This is a genomic window from Mycobacterium gastri (genome assembly GCF_002102175.1).
Taxonomy (GTDB): Bacteria; Actinomycetota; Actinomycetes; order Mycobacteriales; family Mycobacteriaceae; genus Mycobacterium; species Mycobacterium gastri.
This window is the reverse complement of record NZ_LQOX01000006.1, coordinates 93,974-109,991: the sequence shown is the minus strand read 5'-3', so window position 1 is coordinate 109,991 and position 16,018 is coordinate 93,974. Positions and strand designations below refer to the sequence as shown.

Annotated in this window: 16 protein-coding genes; 7 read left to right on the top strand and 9 right to left on the bottom strand. The window is 66.0% G+C overall.

What is annotated here, in order from left to right; translation table 11 throughout:
- Positions 1-126: 126 nt before the first annotated feature.
- The 7 genes from acsA to AWC07_RS01360 all read left to right on the top strand — a co-directional run bounded on the left by acsA (position 127) and on the right by AWC07_RS01360 (position 6,485).
- Complete coding sequence (gene acsA, locus AWC07_RS01390; protein WP_036417448.1) at positions 127-1,926, top strand: acetate--CoA ligase; 1,800 nt, start codon at positions 127-129, stop codon at positions 1,924-1,926.
- Positions 1,927-1,931: 5 nt separating this feature from the next.
- Positions 1,932-2,903 (top strand): pyruvate dehydrogenase (acetyl-transferring) E1 component subunit alpha, encoded by a 972-nt coding sequence (pdhA, locus tag AWC07_RS01385; RefSeq protein ID WP_036417486.1) that lies wholly within the window; start codon positions 1,932-1,934, stop codon positions 2,901-2,903.
- The gene (locus tag AWC07_RS01380; RefSeq protein ID WP_036417451.1) at positions 2,900-3,877 is read left to right on the top strand and encodes an alpha-ketoacid dehydrogenase subunit beta; all 978 of its coding nucleotides are present in this window, start codon (positions 2,900-2,902) and stop codon (positions 3,875-3,877) included. Before pdhA ends, AWC07_RS01380 begins: the two co-directional genes overlap by 4 nt.
- Positions 3,874-5,085, top strand: coding sequence for a dihydrolipoamide acetyltransferase family protein (locus AWC07_RS01375; protein WP_036417453.1), 1,212 nt, complete (start codon positions 3,874-3,876; stop codon positions 5,083-5,085). Before AWC07_RS01380 ends, AWC07_RS01375 begins: the two co-directional genes overlap by 4 nt.
- 7 nt (positions 5,086-5,092) lie before the next feature.
- Positions 5,093-5,350 carry an acyl carrier protein gene (locus AWC07_RS01370; RefSeq protein WP_036417455.1) on the top strand — a complete coding sequence of 86 codons (258 nt, stop codon included), beginning with the start codon at positions 5,093-5,095 and terminating at the stop codon, positions 5,348-5,350.
- A gap of 82 nt (positions 5,351-5,432) precedes the next feature.
- Positions 5,433-5,864, top strand: coding sequence for a pyridoxamine 5'-phosphate oxidase family protein (locus tag AWC07_RS01365; RefSeq protein ID WP_036417458.1), 432 nt, complete (start codon positions 5,433-5,435; stop codon positions 5,862-5,864).
- Positions 5,865-6,239: 375 nt separating this feature from the next.
- Positions 6,240-6,485 (top strand): hypothetical protein, encoded by a 246-nt coding sequence (locus tag AWC07_RS01360; protein ID WP_036417460.1) that lies wholly within the window; start codon positions 6,240-6,242, stop codon positions 6,483-6,485.
- A gap of 6 nt (positions 6,486-6,491) precedes the next feature.
- Here AWC07_RS01360 and AWC07_RS01355 read toward each other — a convergent pair whose 3' ends face one another.
- From AWC07_RS01355 to AWC07_RS01315, 9 genes are all read right to left on the bottom strand, one after another.
- The gene (locus AWC07_RS01355) at positions 6,492-7,043 is read right to left on the bottom strand and encodes a DUF3887 domain-containing protein (protein WP_051508170.1); all 552 of its coding nucleotides are present in this window, start codon (positions 7,041-7,043) and stop codon (positions 6,492-6,494) included.
- Positions 7,044-7,180: 137 nt separating this feature from the next.
- Positions 7,181-7,663, bottom strand: coding sequence for a hydrogenase maturation protease (locus tag AWC07_RS01350; protein ID WP_036417464.1), 483 nt, complete (start codon positions 7,661-7,663; stop codon positions 7,181-7,183).
- Positions 7,660-8,952: a Ni/Fe hydrogenase subunit alpha gene (locus tag AWC07_RS01345; protein ID WP_036417466.1), complete on the bottom strand. Its 1,293-nt coding sequence runs from the start codon at positions 8,950-8,952 to the stop codon at positions 7,660-7,662. The genes AWC07_RS01350 and AWC07_RS01345 overlap by 4 nt, the downstream gene beginning before the upstream one ends.
- On the bottom strand, positions 8,949-9,728 hold the full coding sequence (locus tag AWC07_RS01340; protein WP_036417467.1) for an NADH-quinone oxidoreductase subunit B family protein: 780 nt from the start codon (positions 9,726-9,728) through the stop codon (positions 8,949-8,951). Before AWC07_RS01340 ends, AWC07_RS01345 begins: the two co-directional genes overlap by 4 nt.
- Entirely contained in the window at positions 9,729-10,592 is an 864-nt protein-coding gene (locus AWC07_RS01335; protein ID WP_036417470.1) for an FAD/NAD(P)-binding protein, read from the bottom strand.
- Positions 10,576-11,706 (bottom strand): 4Fe-4S dicluster domain-containing protein, encoded by a 1,131-nt coding sequence (locus AWC07_RS01330; protein ID WP_085104921.1) that lies wholly within the window; start codon positions 11,704-11,706, stop codon positions 10,576-10,578. The genes AWC07_RS01335 and AWC07_RS01330 overlap by 17 nt, the downstream gene beginning before the upstream one ends.
- A gap of 73 nt (positions 11,707-11,779) precedes the next feature.
- Positions 11,780-12,361 carry an Rv1733c family protein gene (locus tag AWC07_RS01325; protein WP_036414099.1) on the bottom strand — a complete coding sequence of 194 codons (582 nt, stop codon included), beginning with the start codon at positions 12,359-12,361 and terminating at the stop codon, positions 11,780-11,782.
- 44 nt (positions 12,362-12,405) lie between these two features.
- Positions 12,406-13,407, bottom strand: a complete 1,002-nt coding sequence (locus AWC07_RS01320; RefSeq protein ID WP_036414101.1) for an Acg family FMN-binding oxidoreductase — start codon at positions 13,405-13,407, stop codon at positions 12,406-12,408.
- Between the two features lie 152 nt (positions 13,408-13,559).
- Positions 13,560-15,941, bottom strand: a complete 2,382-nt coding sequence (locus AWC07_RS01315; protein ID WP_051508014.1) for a heavy metal translocating P-type ATPase — start codon at positions 15,939-15,941, stop codon at positions 13,560-13,562.
- Between the last annotated feature and the right edge of the window lie 77 nt (positions 15,942-16,018).

Here is a 16,018-nt window from a genome sequence, read left to right as displayed (position 1 = left end):
ACCGGCAGTGGACTTGATGACTTTCTTCTCTATTGGGTGGCGAGTGCCCGGAAAACGATGAAAACGATGAAAACGATGAAAACCGCCGGCCGTTAACGCTGCTGGGTTCTAGCTTTAGGACGATTTATGGATGTCATTCACAAAACGCCCCACGACTACCGCGTTGCGCCCAATCTCACCGACTACGAGCGGACCCGTGCCCAGTTTCGCTGGTCGGATGTGCCGGCGCTGTGCGAGGGCATGGGCGAGGGCAGATGCAACATCGGCTTCGCCGCCCTAGATAGACACGTGGCCGGCCCGGCCGCGACACACCCCGCATTGCGGTTCGTCACCGACCAGAGCTGGGACGGCGCGATGTCCACTCGGGATCTGAGCTACGGGGAGCTGATGCGGCTCGCGGCGCGGTTCACCGGAGTGTTACAGGCGCTCGGGATGAACAAGGGCAACCGGGTGTTCACGATCATGGGCCGCATCCCCGAGCTCTACATCACCATGCTGGGTGCGCTTCGCAACGGCAGCATCGTTTCGCCGTTGTTCTCGGCTTTCGGGCCGGAGCCCATCGCCACCAGAGTCGCCATCGGGCAAGCCGATGTGCTGGTCACCACGAGGGCGATCTACCAGCGCAAGATCGCCAAGATCCGCGACCGGTTGACCTCGGTACGCCACGTGCTCGTCGTAGACGACGACAAAACGGGCGAGCAACTACCCGGAACGCTCAACTTCTGGGATTGGATGAACGCAGCCGACGAGAACACGCCGGTGGAACCCACCACCGCCGAGGACCCGGCACTGCTGCACTTCACCAGCGGCACCACCGGCACGCCGAAAGGCGCCATCCATGTTCACGGCGCCGCCGCGATGCACTATGTCACCGGCCGGTACGCACTCGACCTGCATCCCGACGACATCTACTGGTGCACAGCCGATCCCGGGTGGGTCACCGGAACGTCATACGGCATCATCAGCCCACTGCTGCATGGGGTGACTTCCGTCGTCGACGAAGCGGAATTCGACGCCGAGCGGTGGTACCGGATACTGCAGGACCAAAGTGTGTCGGTCTGGTACACCGCACCGACCGGCATCAGGATGTTGATCAAGGCGGGGCCCGAACTGCCGGCGCAATATCGCTTCCCGCAGCTGCGTTTCATCGCCAGTGTGGGCGAACCACTCAACCCCGAGGCGGTCTGGTGGGGAAAACGGGTGCTGGGTTTGCCGATTCACGACAATTGGTGGCAGACCGAGACCGGCGGGATCATGATCGCCAATACGCCGGCCTTCGACATCAAGCCCGGCTCGATGGGCCGGCCGTTGCCCGGGGTAGACGCCTATATCGTGCGCGAGAACGACGACGGCAGCACGTCGGTGATCGAGGAGCCGGACGTGGAGGGTGAGCTGGCCCTCAAGCCGGGCTGGCCGTCGATGTTCCGCGGCTATCTACACGCCGAGGACCGCTATCGAAAGTGTTTCAGCGACGGGCTTTATCTCACCGGGGACTTGGCCAAGAAGGATGCCGACGGCTACTTCTGGTTCGTCGGCCGCAAAGACGACGTGATCAAATCGGCCGGCCACCTGATCGGGCCGTTCGAGGTGGAAAGCGCGCTGACCGACCATCCGGCGGTGGCCGAGGCGGCCGTCATCGGCAAGCCGGATCCGACCGTCGGGGCCGTCATCAAAGCCTTTGTCACCCTGAAGGACGGTTTCGTCGCCGACGACGACCTGCGGCTGCAGCTGCTGGGCCACGCCCGCAAGCGGCTTGGAGCCGCCGTGGCGCCCAAGGAGATTCAGTTCGTCGATTCGTTGCCGCACACCAGCAGCGGCAAGATCATGCGGCGGCTGCTGAAGGCTCGCGAACTCGGGCTGCCCGAAGGCGATACGTCCACCGTGGAGAACTTGACCGCTCCCCGACCCCAGGAGGTTTCGCAGTGACCTCGATGACCGACACCAAGCTGGCGCAGGAACTCCTGGCGGATATGGTCCGGGTGCGCCGGATGGAAGAAAAGTGCGCGGAGCTCTACAGCGCAGCCAAGATTCGGGGGTTCCTGCACCTCTACGTCGGCGAGGAAGCGGTGGCCGCCGGCTCGCTGCACGCCCTGGCCGAGGACGACGCGGTGGTGGCGACTTATCGCGAGCATGCACATGCGCTGCTGCGCGGCCTTCCGATGACCTCGATCATGGCCGAGATGTTCGGCAAGCAGGAGGGCTGCTCGCGCGGCCGCGGCGGGTCGATGCACCTGTTCGACAAGTCCAGGCGGTTCTACGGAGGCAACGCGATCGTCGCCGGTGGCCTACCGCTGGCGGTGGGCATCGCGCTCGCCGACGCCATGCTCAAGCGCAATCGCGTGACCGCCTGCTACTTCGGTGACGGCGCCGTCGCCGAGGGCGCCTTCCACGAGTCGTTGAACATGGCCGCCCTGTGGAATCTGCCGGTGTTGTTCTTGTGCGAGAACAACCTTTACGCCATGGGTACCGCGTTGGACCGGGCGCAGTCGCAGACCGACCTCACCGTCAAGGCGGCCTCGTACCGGGTTCCGACGCTGGCCGTGGACGGGATGGACGTCGAGGCGTGCCTGAACGCCACCCAGCAGGGTGTCGACCACATCCGCAACACCGGCGGCCCGTTCTTCATCGAGTTCCGTACCTACCGGTTCCGCGCGCATTCGATGTTCGACCCGGAACTGTACCGGGACAAGGCCGAAGTCCAGCGGTGGCGTGAGCGTGACCCGATCCGGCTATTCACCCAACAGTGTCTGGACAACGGCACGCTCACCGACGACGACGTGCGGGAGATCGAAGATGCGGCCGCCGCCGAGATCGAGGCCGCGGTGGCCTACGCCGAAGCCGGGACGTGGGAGGACGCGGCCGATCTCGGTCGTGACGTGCTGACACCGGAGCCGACGCGATGAAGACGACCTACCGAACCGCGGTTCACGACGGCATTCGCGACGCCTTGAGCAACGACCCGCGTGTTGTGCTGATGGGTGAAGATGTCGGCCGCTACGGCGGCACGTACGCCGCCTCCAAGGGCCTGCTGGAGGAATTCGGCCCGGACCGGGTGCGTGACACCCCGCTGTCCGAGCTGGGTTTCGTTGGTATCGGAATCGGGGCTGCCCTCAACGGATTACGCCCGATAGTCGAAGTCATGACGGTGAACTTCAGCCTGCTGGCGCTGGACCAGATCGTCAATACCGCTGCGGCGCTGCGACACATGTCCGGCGGGCAATTCTCGGTGCCGATCGTCGTCCGGATGGCGACCGGGGCCGGGCGTCAGCTCGCCGCGCAGCACTCACATAGCCTCGAGCCGTGGTACGCCCACATTCCGGGCATCAAGGTGGTGGCTCCGGCTACCGTCGAGGATGGCTACGGCATGCTCGCCCCCGCCTTGGCCGACCCCGACCCGGTGATCATTTTCGAGCACGTCCAGCTCTACAACACCTCGGCAGATGTCGATGTGCTCAAGCCGACCGATATCTGTCGGGCGGCGGTGCGCCGCAGCGGCGCCGACGTGACGCTGATCGCCTACGGCGGCTGCCTGGCCAAGGCGCTCGACGCGGCAAACGAGTTGTCGCTGACCGGAATCGACTGCGAGGTCATCGATCTGCGGGTGCTGCGACCGCTGGACACCGACACCATCCTGGAATCGGTCCGCAAGACACATCGCGCGGTGGTGATCGACGAAGCTTGGCGCAGCGGCAGTTTGGCCGGGGAAATCTCGGCGCAAATCATGGAGGGGGCGTTCTACGACCTGGACGCACCGGTTGGCCGGGTGTGCAGCGCAGAAGTTCCCATACCGTATGCCAAACACTTGGAGGAGGCGGCGCTGCCGCAGCCCGCCAAGATCGTCGCCGCGGTGCACGACATGTTCGGTGACCAACCATGATCGAGTTCACGATGCCCGCGCTCGGCTCCGACATGGACGAGGGCACCCTGAATGAATGGCTGGTCAAACCCGGCGACAAGGTGACCCGCGGACAGATCGTGGCGATCATCGAAACCACCAAGGCCGCAGTGGAAATCGAGTGCTGGCAGGAGGGCACCGTCAACGAGTTGCTGGTGCTGGTGGGTGAAACCGTCGAAGTGGGAACCCCGTTGGCCACGTTGCTGGAACCGGGTGAGCGCCCGACGAAACAACCGCGCAAGCGGGCCCGGCCGTCGATCGCAGCCGCGGCGGCTCCGGTGTCGGCACCGTCGGGTGCCGGGGTCGCGCCGGTAGCCCCGCCGGGGCCGCCGCCGCATCGTCGCTGGGTCTCCCCCGCCGCCCGCCGCCTGGCGCAGTCGCTGCACGTCGATCTCGACACGGTCACCGGCACCGGTCCGCAGGGAGCGGTCACCATCAACGACGTCGAGCATGCCGCGGCGGCCAAGCCGGCCGAAAAGCCGGCCGCCAAGGTTCCCACCAAGCCGACGGCGGCCGACCGCGCCGCGCTGATGCGCAAATCCATTGCGGCGGCAATGAGCCGGTCCAAGCGTGAGATTCCGCACTATTACCTTGCCGACGAAATCATCATGGAAAAGTCGCTGACCTGGCTGACCGCGCGCAACGCCCAACGATCCATCACCGAACGGGTGCTGCCGGCCGTGCTGCTGTTGAAGGCCGTCGGCCTTGCGGCCCAACGGTTTAGCGAGTTCAACGGTTTCTGGCGCGATGACGGGTTCCAGCCCGCGACGGGCGTTCATGTCGGCGTGGGGATTTCGCTGCGCGGCGGCGGGCTGGTCGCGCCGGCCATCCATGATGTCCCCGAAAAGAAGCTCGACGAATTGATGGGCAATCTCACCGATCTGGTGGCGCGGGCACGGTCCTTTTCGTTGCGGAGCTCGGAGATGTCGGACCCGACTATCACGGTGACCAACCTGGGCGACCAAGGCGTCGACACGGTCTTCGGGGTGATCTACCCACCGCAGGTGGCCATCGTCGGCTTCGGTAAGCCGAACCAGCGGGTCTGCGTCATCGACGGCGGCATTCGCGTCGTCACCACCGTGCAGGGCACCGTTGCCGCCGACCACCGGGCCAGCGACGGCCACCGCGGCGCCCTGTTCCTGAGCGCCATCAATGAACTCCTCCAGCAACCCGACCTTTTGGAAAAGTGATGCAGCCATGACGACCCAACAAGACATTCGTGACGCGGTGCTGTCCGTGTTGACCACCATCGCGCCTGAAGTCGATGCCGACGACATTCGCGACGACGTGCTGCTGCGCGATCAAGTCGACCTCGATTCGATGGACTGGCTGAACTTCCTCCTTGGAATTCACAAACGGATGCACGTCGAGATTCCGGAGTCGGACTACGCGTCGCTTCGCACCCTCGCCGATGTGGTGAACTACGTCGACAAGCACGCGGCCAAGACGGCCTGAACATGGTGGCCCGACCGCCGCTTTGCGGGGCCGATTCCAATAGCCTCATGCTTGTGGTCGATCAGACGAGAGGGGTTGGCTGATGTCGGAAACCGGTGAAGTGATCACCATCCTGCCCGTGAGCGAATGCTGGGAGCTGCTCAAAAGCGTGACCTTGGGGCGGCTAGTCACCAGCGTGGACGGCCGTCCGCAGATCTTCCCGGTGAACTTCGTCGTCCAGCGCCGCACCATCCTGTTCCGCACCGCCGAGGGCACCAAGCTGGTCAGCGCCGCGATGAACAGTCAGGTGCTGTTCGAAGTCGACGATCACACTGCCGTCGAGGGCTGGAGCGTGATCATCCAAGGCAGGGCGCGCTCACTTCGTAGCGACGAGGAGATCGAGGAGGCCGAACGCGCCCAGCTGCTGACGTGGATTGCAACCGAGAAAAAGCACTTTGTGCGGATACTTCCGGACGTGGTCACGGGGCGGCGTTTCCGGTTCGACGTGCCGCAGCCGTTAGAGCCGAGTCAGTGATCAGTCCACCGCAGGTGGCGTCGCCGAGGCATGCCCCGACATAGGCTTCCGTATTGCCCAGTGGTATTGGACCACCCACAACCTGAATACCCTCGCCGATGGCGGCCCCGCCAACTTTGATGACATCACTCGCACAATTAACGGCGGACTAACCAATAAAGCCGACCGAGACCAGTATTACGCTACCGCATTGAGAGTTCTTGGAGCGCACTAGAATTGAATCCACACAGCACAGTAAGTCATCGCATCCTCCGGGCATCATTTCGAATAGCCACAACCATTCAAGTTTGTGCGGCACTGCTTGTCGGCTGCGAGGGACAGTGGCCGGCGGGCGGGCCCGCAACGCTGAGCTATTCCAGTTGGAACTGCTCCGATATGAGCACCACCGTTCCGCAGACCGTCTGGCAATTAGCCGGAGACCACCTGGTTCAGCAGAGTCCGGATCGGGCACTGGAAATCCTCGACCTGGCGCCGCACGAGCGCGCAATCATTATCCCTGAACAATCCGCGCAGCCCCAAGTATCTGGAACACTCGTCATCGAGATCAACGGAAAGCGGACCATGATCCGCGCTCAGGTTAGCGACATCGCACACATTGACACTCAGCCTCCCCATGTCTAACCGCAGCTAGCCCGTTGGGAGGGGAACTCCGACTTTCAACAACCAAAGCCCGGCCACGGTTCCATCGTTATGGAACGTCACCCGGAATTCGCCCGGCATCTGCTCCATCGTGAGGGGAATGTTGACAACGGTGAGATCTCCGAGGGGAACCTGTTTCGGATCCCCGTGCGATTGGTATTTGCCGAAGGTCGCTTGATAGTCCGCCCATGCCGACTGCAGCTTGTCGGGCGGCACTGTTTGCCGCATCTGATTGTCGAAATTCGCAGTGGCTGCGGTGAAGTCGCCCCGGATGATGGCGTCGAGGATGGGAAGCGCCAGCTGGTCGTACTGACCGGGCTGGACGGTGGTGGCCTTGGCGGTGGGCGATGTGCTGGCGGCTGAGCCAGTGGAAGCCGTCGAAGTGGCCGCGCTGGGGGTGGTCGTCGAGGCTTTGCCGCTTTGGCTGTTCGAACTGCAGGCGGCGAGTACCGCAATTGCCGCGGCCAGTGCGGCGCAGCGGACGACAACCGGCCGAAGCGCGACGGTGCCGAGAGACTTGTGGTTGCGGTGGGTATCCATACGGCTCTCCTTCGTCGGTTCGGTTGGAGTTTGCCCGAGTTCGGCGAATTTTTCTATAGAAATCGCCGCTTTCTGTGGCAGTAGGTGCTTGCTGGCCCCGATATGGCCACCGCTCTGGTCAATGCGATATTGCCTTTTCAGCAGGAAACGTCAGCCGCGCTACCTACTTCTCGCTCGATTTCATCGACGGCCATGCCAATCACCCTCGGCATGGCCGCTTCCACCTGCGGTGTCAAACCGACCCCATGGCCGGTGTCGGCCACTTCGACGGTGAGCAGCGTCAGCGCGTCGGGCACCCGCTCGAGGGCCTTACCGAGTGCATAGGTGGCGGCGAGGTCGACGCGGTGCGAACTCGTCGCCTGATGTGCAGCTAAATCGCTTATGGCACAACGACTTACCCGGCCTGGCATGGGCGGCGTCGCGACGGCAGCGTCGATCACGATGGCTAGCCCAGCACCTGACCACGCCTCCAGCAGGCTCATTGGCTCCACGATGTCGGTCACCACAACAACATTGGGCAATGCCAATTCGTCGAGCGCGGCGGCGGCGGCAACGCCGACGCCGTCGTCGCGGCGGTAGCGATTGCCCAGCCCGACGACGACAACCACGCCCGCGGTCATCCGCGTCGCACCGTGAGCGTCAGGAAGTGCGCCGAGCAGGAGATGCACGGGTCGTAGTTGCGGATCACCCGTTCGCACAGGGTGGTCAACTCGGCGTCGTCGAGGGCGAGGTTCGCCGAAACCACACGAGCCAGGTCGTCCTCGATGGCCGCCTGGTTCTGCGAGGTGGGCGGGATGATCGTCGCCGCGGAAATCAGCCCGTCGTCGTCGATTTCGTATCGGTGGTACAGCAGGCCGCGGGGCGCCTCACTGACACCGTGACCGACGCCCGGACGGGTCGGGACCTCCACGAACGGTCGCGACGGCCGCTGGTATCCGTCGATGATGCGCAGCGCCTCGTCGATCGCATAGACCACCTCGATGGCACGAACCACGATGCTGCGGAACGGGTTTCGGCATTCGCCGGACAGTCCCGCGGCTGCGGCAGCCTCGGCAGCCACAAGCGAGAGCGCCGACGAATTGAGGCAGTACCGCGCCATCGGCCCGGTCAGGTATCGGCCGCCGTCCAAGGCTGCATGCAGGGCGGTCGAATGTGGCACCTGGGACTCGCGCACGTGCTCGGTGAACTCGGCCACCGGGAACGACGGGCCGGCGCTGCGGGCGATGGCGCCGTTCTCGATCGCGTACTGACCCGGCTGGCTCAACGCCAGCATCTCGTGGTCAAGTTCCAGGTCGGGAAACTCGAAGGCCGCGACCCACTCCACCGTCGCCAACGCGTCGTCGAGCGCCCGGCGCAACACCTCAGCCAGTGGCGCGAACTGAGACCGGCTGGGCACCGAGTAGAACCCGCCCAGGCGCACGTTGATCGGGTGTATCGAGCGCCCGCCGATGAATTCCATCAGCTTGTTGCCCGCCTTCTTCAGTCGCAGCCCGCGCTCGATCGCCGCACGCTGGTCCCGGGCCAGGGCGATCACGTCCGGACAGCCGAGGAAGTCCGGTGCGTGCAGCAGGTAGATATGCAGGACATGGCTGTGGATCCATTCGCCGCAGTACAACAGCCGGCGCAGGGCGATGAGCTCCGGATCGATCTCCACGCCGCAGGCCTGTTCGATCGCGTTGCAGGCACTGACCTGATAGGCCACCGGACAGATCCCGCAGATCCGCGCGGTCAGGTCAGGCGGCTCGGTATAGGCCCGTCCCCGCAGGAATGCTTCGAAAAACCTTGGCGGCTCGTAGATGTTGAGCTGCACGCTGTCCAGCGCGCCGTCCTTCAGCGTGACGTGCAGCGCCCCTTCCCCTTCGACGCGGGTCAGGGTGCCGACGCTGAGCGTCCGGTTTTGCGGGGTCATCGATCGCTCCGCACATCAGCTCGTTCAGCGGCTCGTTCAGCGGCGAACGCGGTGACGTTGAACGTCGAGAACACCCGGTCGACATCCCCGTCGGACATCCCGTCGCGGCGCAGCAGCGGGATCAGCGTGGCGGTTTGCGGTGCCGCGGACGGACCGAAACAGCCGTAGCAGCCGCGATGATGGCTGGGACACAACGCGCCGCAGCCAGCATGGGTGACCGGTCCCAGGCACGGAATGCCGTCGGCGACAACGACACACGTCGTACCGCGCAGTTTGCATTCGGTGCACACCGTCTTGGCCGGCAGCCGCGGTTTGCGCCCGACCAGCAGCGCGGCGAGGGTGTCCAGGAGCTGTCCGCGGTCGATCGGGCAGCCCTGCAGCTGGTAGTCGACCTTGACATGGGCGGCCGCCGGCGTCGAAGTCGCCAGGGTGTCAATGTATTCCGGGTTCGCGTAGACCAGCGAGGTGAACTCCGCGACGTTGGCGAAGTTGCGCAGCGCCTGCACGCCGCCGGCGGTCGCGCACGCGCCGATGGTGACCAAGACCTTCGACTGCTCCCGGATCTCCCGGATGCGCTGCTCGTCGTGGCGGGTGGTGATGGAGCCCTCGACCAGTGATATGTCGTACGGCCCGCCGACCATCGCGCTGGAGGCCTCGGCGAACGTGGCGATCTGCACCTGGTCGGCAAGGGTGAGCAGCTCGTCCTCGCAGTCGAGCAAGGTCAGCTGGCAACCGTCACACGAGGCGAATTTCCACACCGCCAGACTGGGACTCATCTACAGCTCCTTGACCCGTAGTAGCGGGCCGGCGACGTCGTAACCGACGACCGGCCCGTCCCGGCACACCAGCAATGGGCCCAGCTGGCAGTGGCCGCACCAGCCGACACCGCACTGCATGTTCCGCTCTAGCGATACCCGAATATCTTGGGCCGCCATGCCTTTGGCGACCAATGCAGCTGCCCCGAACCGGAGCATGGGCTCGGGCCCGCACAGGAACGCGGTGGTGCGGTCGGGCCGCAGCGTAAGCCGGCGCAACGGCTCAGTCACCAGACCGACTTCACCGCTCCAGTCCTGGACGGGCACGTCGACAGTCAGGTGGAGTTCGATGTGCGGGTCGTCCGCCCACGTTTCCAGTTGTGCGGCGAACAGAAAGTCGGCCTTGGAGCGGGCACCCACGACCAGCATCAGTCTGCCGTAGCGTGAGCGGTTCGCCAACGCGCCAAGGATTGCCGGACGCAGCGGGCACAGTCCCACGCCGCCGGCTACCATCAGCAAATCCCGTCCGGCCGCCTCGTCGAGTCCCCAGGTGGTGCCGAACGGCCCGCGCACCCCGATCAGGGTGCCCGGCTGCGCGTCGTGCAGGGCGCGGCTGACGGCCCCGACCGCGCGGATGGTGTGGGTAATCGAGCCGTCGGTGACGGTGGGATCGCCGCTGATGGATATCGCCGCTTCGCCGACGCCGAATGCGTAGAGCATCATGAATTCACCGGGCTGCGGAGCGGGAAGCACCACGTCGAGCGGGTCCAGACACAACGTCGCCGCATCCGGGCTTTCGACGACGCGGCTGCGCACCCGGTACGGGACCGGCGCCATCGCAGACGGCGGCGCGGCGCTGGTCACCCGGTCAGCCCCCTCGGTCATCGCGGGCCATCTTGTTCATTTCTTCGGTGATGTCGATGCCGGTGGGACACCAGGCAATGCAGCGCCCGCAGCCGACACAGCCCGACATGTCGAACTGGTCATGCCAGGTACCCAGTTTGTGGGTGAGCCAGTGCCGGTAACGCGACGCGCCGGACCGGCGCACACTGCCGCCGCCGTGGACATAGGTGAAGTCGAATTCGTAGCAGGACGCCCAGTGCTGCCAGCGTTCGGCGTGCTCACCGGTCAGGTCCGTGACGTCTTCGGTGCTGGTGCAGTAGCAGGTCGGGCACACCATCGTGCAGTTGCCACAGGTCAGACAGCGGCTGGCCACCTCTTCCCACTGCGGCGACTCGCGTGACCGGACAAGTAGCTCACGCAGATCCGTGTCCGGCATCTGCCGTCCCATCCGATGCGATGCGGCCTCGACATCGGCGCGCGCACAATCGATTTCGTCGCCGCCAGCCGGCCGATGCGGTAACTCCGCGAGCACGTCGGCGCCGTCTTGACTGCCGACATCCACCAGGTAGGTCACCCCGTCGGCGCCGACGCGCTCGGTCAACGCCAAGTCGTAACCGGGGCCGACCGCCGGTCCGGTGCCCATCGAGGCGCAGAAACACAACCCGCCCGGTTCGGTGCAATTCACGGCGACCACGAAAGCCTGCCGCCGGCGGCCGACGAAGGTGCTGTCGGCATATGCCGCACCGCCCAGCACCCGGTCGAGCGTCGCGATCGCGGCCAGATCGCAGCCGCGCACACCAAGAAACGCATACCGCGGAACATCCTCGGATCCGGTGGCGCCGAAGCCGTCCCGGGTGCCGGCCCACAACCGCTGCCGAGGCGGGTGCAGGAACTGTTTCCACGACTGCGGCCCGGCCGAATGCCCGAACACCGCGTCGTCGTCGCGCCGGCGCACCCGATAGTGCCCCGGCGCCACGTCGACGCCCCAGCCGCGCGGAAGATCGTCGGCCGAGTCGAGTTCAGCGAGCACAATCGCGTTGTCGCGCAACGTCGGACCAATGACGCGATAGCCGCGCTTGATCAGTACCTCGACCAGGCGGCGCAACCCGACGGTGTCCAGCAATGCAGCATCGGAGTCTTCCCCATGTCTGGTCATCGACACGTCATCAGCCTATTTCACAAACGCTGGCGAATGCTGTGGCATCTGAATCTTGTCCCGGCACAGGTGTTCAATACCGATTCGTCCGGCCACCGTCGTCCTGCAGGCACCTGATGTCACGCTCCCACGCGGCATCGCGTGCCCGGTCGAGCCGGGAGCGGACCGAGCCGACCACTAACGCCATCGCGACACCGCATGTCAGCACGATCAGCACCGAGGTGACGACCGCGTCCACACCCGCATGCCACCTCGGCGTCGGCGGCCTGGCCAGATTCCCGTCCCGGTCCACCCAGATTTCGACGCCCTGCCCGACATTGAGCGGGGCACTGTGCCGGAACGAGCCGGTGCGCTCGCCGGCCGCCGCCGGCCAGCGCACTTGCACGACAATCCCTTCGGAGTTCGGACTATGCGTGGCACCGGTGACCGTGGCCGTGACCGGGTGCCGTGCCTGTGCCTGCGCGGCGTACTGGCGATCCCGGGCGTCGAAGACCTCGGCGCCCACGACAGCGGTAGCAGGTATCAGGAAAAGCGACGCGATCAGCGCGACCAGCAGCACCAGGGCTTCGAGACGGTCGGTGCGCCGAAGCAGCGGATTGCGGCCGACCAAGCGGGCGAGCCGCCAACAGCGCGGGTCTATCGTGAACGTCTCCATCGCAACTTCCCTGAAACTTCTGGCGGGCCTTGGTTATCAGACACCTATCCGTTGACGGATTCCTCGCCGTCGGCAATCCACTCGACGATCTCCGAGAGGTCACGTCGCGGCGTCGCCGGCAACGGATCGGCATTGATGGGTGCCCAGCCGACCCGCAGCAGCATCTGCGGATACTGGCTATCGCCGAAGACATCGGCACGAACCGCCGCACGTGTTTCGGCGATTTCCAGCGGTTCGGTGACCGGGCAACTGGCCAGTCCCATCGCCGTCGCGGTCAGCAGCACGACGCTGGTTGCCTCACCGGCGCGTAGCTGTGCCAGCCGGTCGTCGGTGCGCGTTCCCAGGGCCAGCATCACCGCATTGTCGTCGGCGGGTGAAGCATCGGGCGGCATGGCCAGCGCCGGGGCGGCGAATCGCCGGCTGGGTAGCGGCGCCGTGGGATCCGGTGTGGGCGTATTGCGGGCGGGAACGCCGACCGCCGAGGCGTGCCGGCCGCTCCACGCGGTGAGCTCGGCGAGATAGTCATTGTCGGATGCGTGATCCCAAACCGATTTGGCCACAACCGCATTCAGCTTGTCCATGGCGTCGACCTGGTGTAGCGTCACCCCGCTGCGGGCCGCTCGCGCAGCCATCAACGCGATGTCGCTGACCGGCACCGGCCAGAAACTGTAGGGTCGCCGGTCGGTTCGCCGCCGCGGTATCGCCGCGGCCAGCATGATATCCAACTGATCGGCGTTCTGACGAGACACTTCGATCGAGGCAAGATGACTCGGGTCCGCCGGATTGGGCAGCCTACATACTTTGGCTTGCCAACCCGTCGCGGCCAGGGCGATGACGCAGTGGTTCAGCGCCGCACCGCAACTCAGAATCAGGTCGCGCCCCTCCGGGTCGGTACTGGGCAACTGCAGGCTCGTGTCGGAGTAGAGATGCAGGGAAGTCTCACCTACCCGCCACCGCCACGGCTGCGTGTTGTGCACAGAGGGCGCCCGAGAAGCCAGCGTCAGGGCCGTGCGGACGGTGCCGGCATCCGGGAAATACGCGGTCATGGTCGTTGCTCCTTTCGATCGGCGGAGTCGTCCTACCAACGATTGCGCAATCACATCGGCCGGACGAGGGCACGGCGTCCTTGTAGCGAAGGACTTTGTGCCATTGCCGAATCGGCGAACGTCCTTTCGACGCCACGCCGGCGAACCGTGATTCAGGTTTTGCGCGCTCGCGCGCCCGCGGGCCGCGGTGGCGGGCCGGTCGCGGCGTCGTCCTCGGCAAGGGTGAAGTAGCTTTCCTCTTCCTGCACGAAGTGCAGCCGCAACAGCGCATACAGGCCGTACAGGCAGGCCAGCAGGTCATCGACTTGGTCGTGCTGGATTGCCCCGGCCGACTGCGCCAACGCCAGATGGGTCGCGATCCGATCGGAAAGCCGCTGGATTTCGGCATGGGTGCGGCTCATGGTGGCGGTGGCTTCACCGCTGCCCAGCGGGCGCGCCAGCGCCGGGTAAAGCTGAGCCTCCTCCGCCTGTTCGTGCGGCAGGATCCGTTCGGTCAGCAAGGTGTGTGCCGCGGTCAACGACGCCAGCGCCGCGGCATCGGGTCTGGCGACCACCTGGTTGGCGGCGGTGCGCAGCAGTCCGATGGTGTCCCGCAGCTGGTCGTGTTCGTCAGCGAAGCGGTGCAGCAGCTGCTCGGTACCGGCGGCCAATTGCAACTCGGTGTCCGGGTTACCCCGCAACGCCCGCAGCGCGTTGCCGATCACCGCGATATCGATACCCTCTTGCAACAATGCACCGGCCGCCGGCGGCAGCCAGCCCAGCGCCGCAATCGCCATGGCCAGCAGCGACAGGCCCATGCCGACGACCGCGCTCTGCACGGCGATGCGCCGGGACCAGCGCGCGATATCCATCGCATCGGCGAGCCGGTCGAGCCGATCGGTGGTCAAGACCATGTCGGCGGCCTCCGAAGATGCGGTGGCTCCCCGGGCGCCCATCGCCACCCCGACCGTGGCCGCCGCCAGCGCGGGGGCGTCGTTGACGCCGTCACCGACCATCACCGTCACCGCCCGTTCGGATTCGGCGCGCACCGCGGCGAATTTGTCGGCCGGGCTCTGGTCGGCGTAGACCTCGTCCAGGCCCAAAACGGTGGCGACCTCCCGCGTCGGTTCGGCCCGGTCGCCGGTGAGCAGGATCAGCCGGGTAAGACCGGCCTCGCGCAATCGTCGCACGGTGCGCGGCGCGTGCCGGCGCAATGGGTCGCGCAGCAACACCGCCCCGGCCAGGCCACCGTCGACGCAGACCCAGGCGATCGCCGCGCTGTCCAACCGGGCCCGATTGACCGCGGCTCGCACCCAGGTTCCGGTCAGGGTGTCGGCGGCCAACTTGCCGACCGTGACGCGATGCCCGTCGATGTTGGCGCTGACACCGCGGCCCGGCTCTTCGATGACATCGGCCGGTAGCGACAGGTGCAAGCCGCGGCTGAGCGCCTCGGTGACGATGGCCTCGGCCAGGACGTGCGGGGAAAGCTGGTCCACCGAGGCAGCCAGCCGCAGCGTCTCGGTGGCGTCCCGGCCGGGGGCGGCCACCACGTCGAGCACAGCAGGACGGCCCATCGTCAGAGTGCCGGTCTTGTCCATCACCAAAGTCGTTGCGTGCCCGAGGTTTTCCAACGCAACTCCACTGCGGATCACCACCCCTGCCCGGGAGGCCCGGGACAGGCCGGAGACGATCGCCACCGGCGCGGCCAGCAGCAGCGGACATGGGGTTGCCACCACCAGGACCGCCACGGCGCGGACGGCCGACCTGCTCGCCAGCCAGGCCGCCGCGGCCAGCAGCAGCGACAGCGGCAGGAACCATGCCGCGTAGCGGTCGGCCAACCGCACGATCGGCGCCGTCTCCGCACCCGCCTGCTGCGCCATCCGGACAATGCCGGCATAAGTGCTCTCGTCGGCGGTTGCGGTAGCACGCAGCTCAAAAGCGCTGCCGGCGTTGACCACACCGCTGCGGACCGGTTCGCCGACCGCACGTTCCACCTGCAGCGGCTCACCGGTCAGCGCGGACTCGTCCAGGACGGCCACCGCGTCGACGACGCGCCCGTCCACGGGGACCACCTCGCCGGGGCCGACGACGACAATGTCGTCGACGACCACGTCCGCCAACGGAACAAGGCTCACCTGCGTACCGGCACGTCGCCGCGCAAACCGCGGCGCCCGCTCGAGCAGCGACCGCAGGTCGCGCGACGCGCGGCGTTCGGCGGCCGCATCAAGGGCACGACCACTTGCCAGCATCACCGCGATCAATGCGCCGGCCACATATTCGCCCACCAGCAGGGTGCCGATCAACGACAACACCGCGATGACGTCGACACCGATCCGGCCCCGGCGCAACGCCGCCAACACCCAGACGGCGGCCGGCACGACAGCCAGCAACGTACCCGCGACCCAGCAGCCCTCGGCTATGCCGCGCCGACCGAGCAACCAGGCAATCCCACCGGCGGCCAACAGACCGACGGTCAACACCACCAGGGCCGGTTCGATCAGTCGGCGAACTCGCGACAGCCACCGGCCGCCCGCAGCTGCCGTATCGCCAACCACCTCGAAAATCCTATCGTTTACCGATACTTTCGACGTCCACCGCAGCAGAGCGCGACACAGCTGAACGAATCCGCAGT

Bases quoted from the DNA above. Each gene is read 5' to 3' on its own strand.
- AWC07_RS01355 (WP_051508170.1), bottom strand. From the start codon at position 7,043: ATGGATACCCACCGCAACCACAAGTCTCTCGGCACCGTCGCGCTTCGG.
- AWC07_RS01320 (WP_036414101.1), bottom strand. From the start codon at position 13,407: ATGACCGCGTATTTCCCGGATGCCGGCACCGTCCGCACGGCCCTGACG.
- AWC07_RS01340 (WP_036417467.1), bottom strand. From the start codon at position 9,728: ATGAGTCCCAGTCTGGCGGTGTGGAAATTCGCCTCGTGTGACGGTTGC.
- AWC07_RS01375 (WP_036417453.1), top strand. From the start codon at position 3,874: ATGATCGAGTTCACGATGCCCGCGCTCGGCTCCGACATGGACGAGGGC.
- AWC07_RS01330 (WP_085104921.1), bottom strand. From the start codon at position 11,706: ATGACCAGACATGGGGAAGACTCCGATGCTGCATTGCTGGACACCGTC.
- AWC07_RS01365 (WP_036417458.1), top strand. From the start codon at position 5,433: ATGTCGGAAACCGGTGAAGTGATCACCATCCTGCCCGTGAGCGAATGC.
- AWC07_RS01325 (WP_036414099.1), bottom strand. From the start codon at position 12,361: ATGGAGACGTTCACGATAGACCCGCGCTGTTGGCGGCTCGCCCGCTTG.
- AWC07_RS01350 (WP_036417464.1), bottom strand. From the start codon at position 7,663: ATGACCGCGGGCGTGGTTGTCGTCGTCGGGCTGGGCAATCGCTACCGC.
- acsA (WP_036417448.1), top strand. From the start codon at position 127: ATGGATGTCATTCACAAAACGCCCCACGACTACCGCGTTGCGCCCAAT.
- AWC07_RS01335 (WP_036417470.1), bottom strand. From the start codon at position 10,592: ATGACCGAGGGGGCTGACCGGGTGACCAGCGCCGCGCCGCCGTCTGCG.
- pdhA (WP_036417486.1), top strand. From the start codon at position 1,932: ATGACCGACACCAAGCTGGCGCAGGAACTCCTGGCGGATATGGTCCGG.
- AWC07_RS01360 (WP_036417460.1), top strand. From the start codon at position 6,240: ATGAGCACCACCGTTCCGCAGACCGTCTGGCAATTAGCCGGAGACCAC.
- AWC07_RS01345 (WP_036417466.1), bottom strand. From the start codon at position 8,952: ATGACCCCGCAAAACCGGACGCTCAGCGTCGGCACCCTGACCCGCGTC.
- AWC07_RS01380 (WP_036417451.1), top strand. From the start codon at position 2,900: ATGAAGACGACCTACCGAACCGCGGTTCACGACGGCATTCGCGACGCC.
- AWC07_RS01370 (WP_036417455.1), top strand. From the start codon at position 5,093: ATGACGACCCAACAAGACATTCGTGACGCGGTGCTGTCCGTGTTGACC.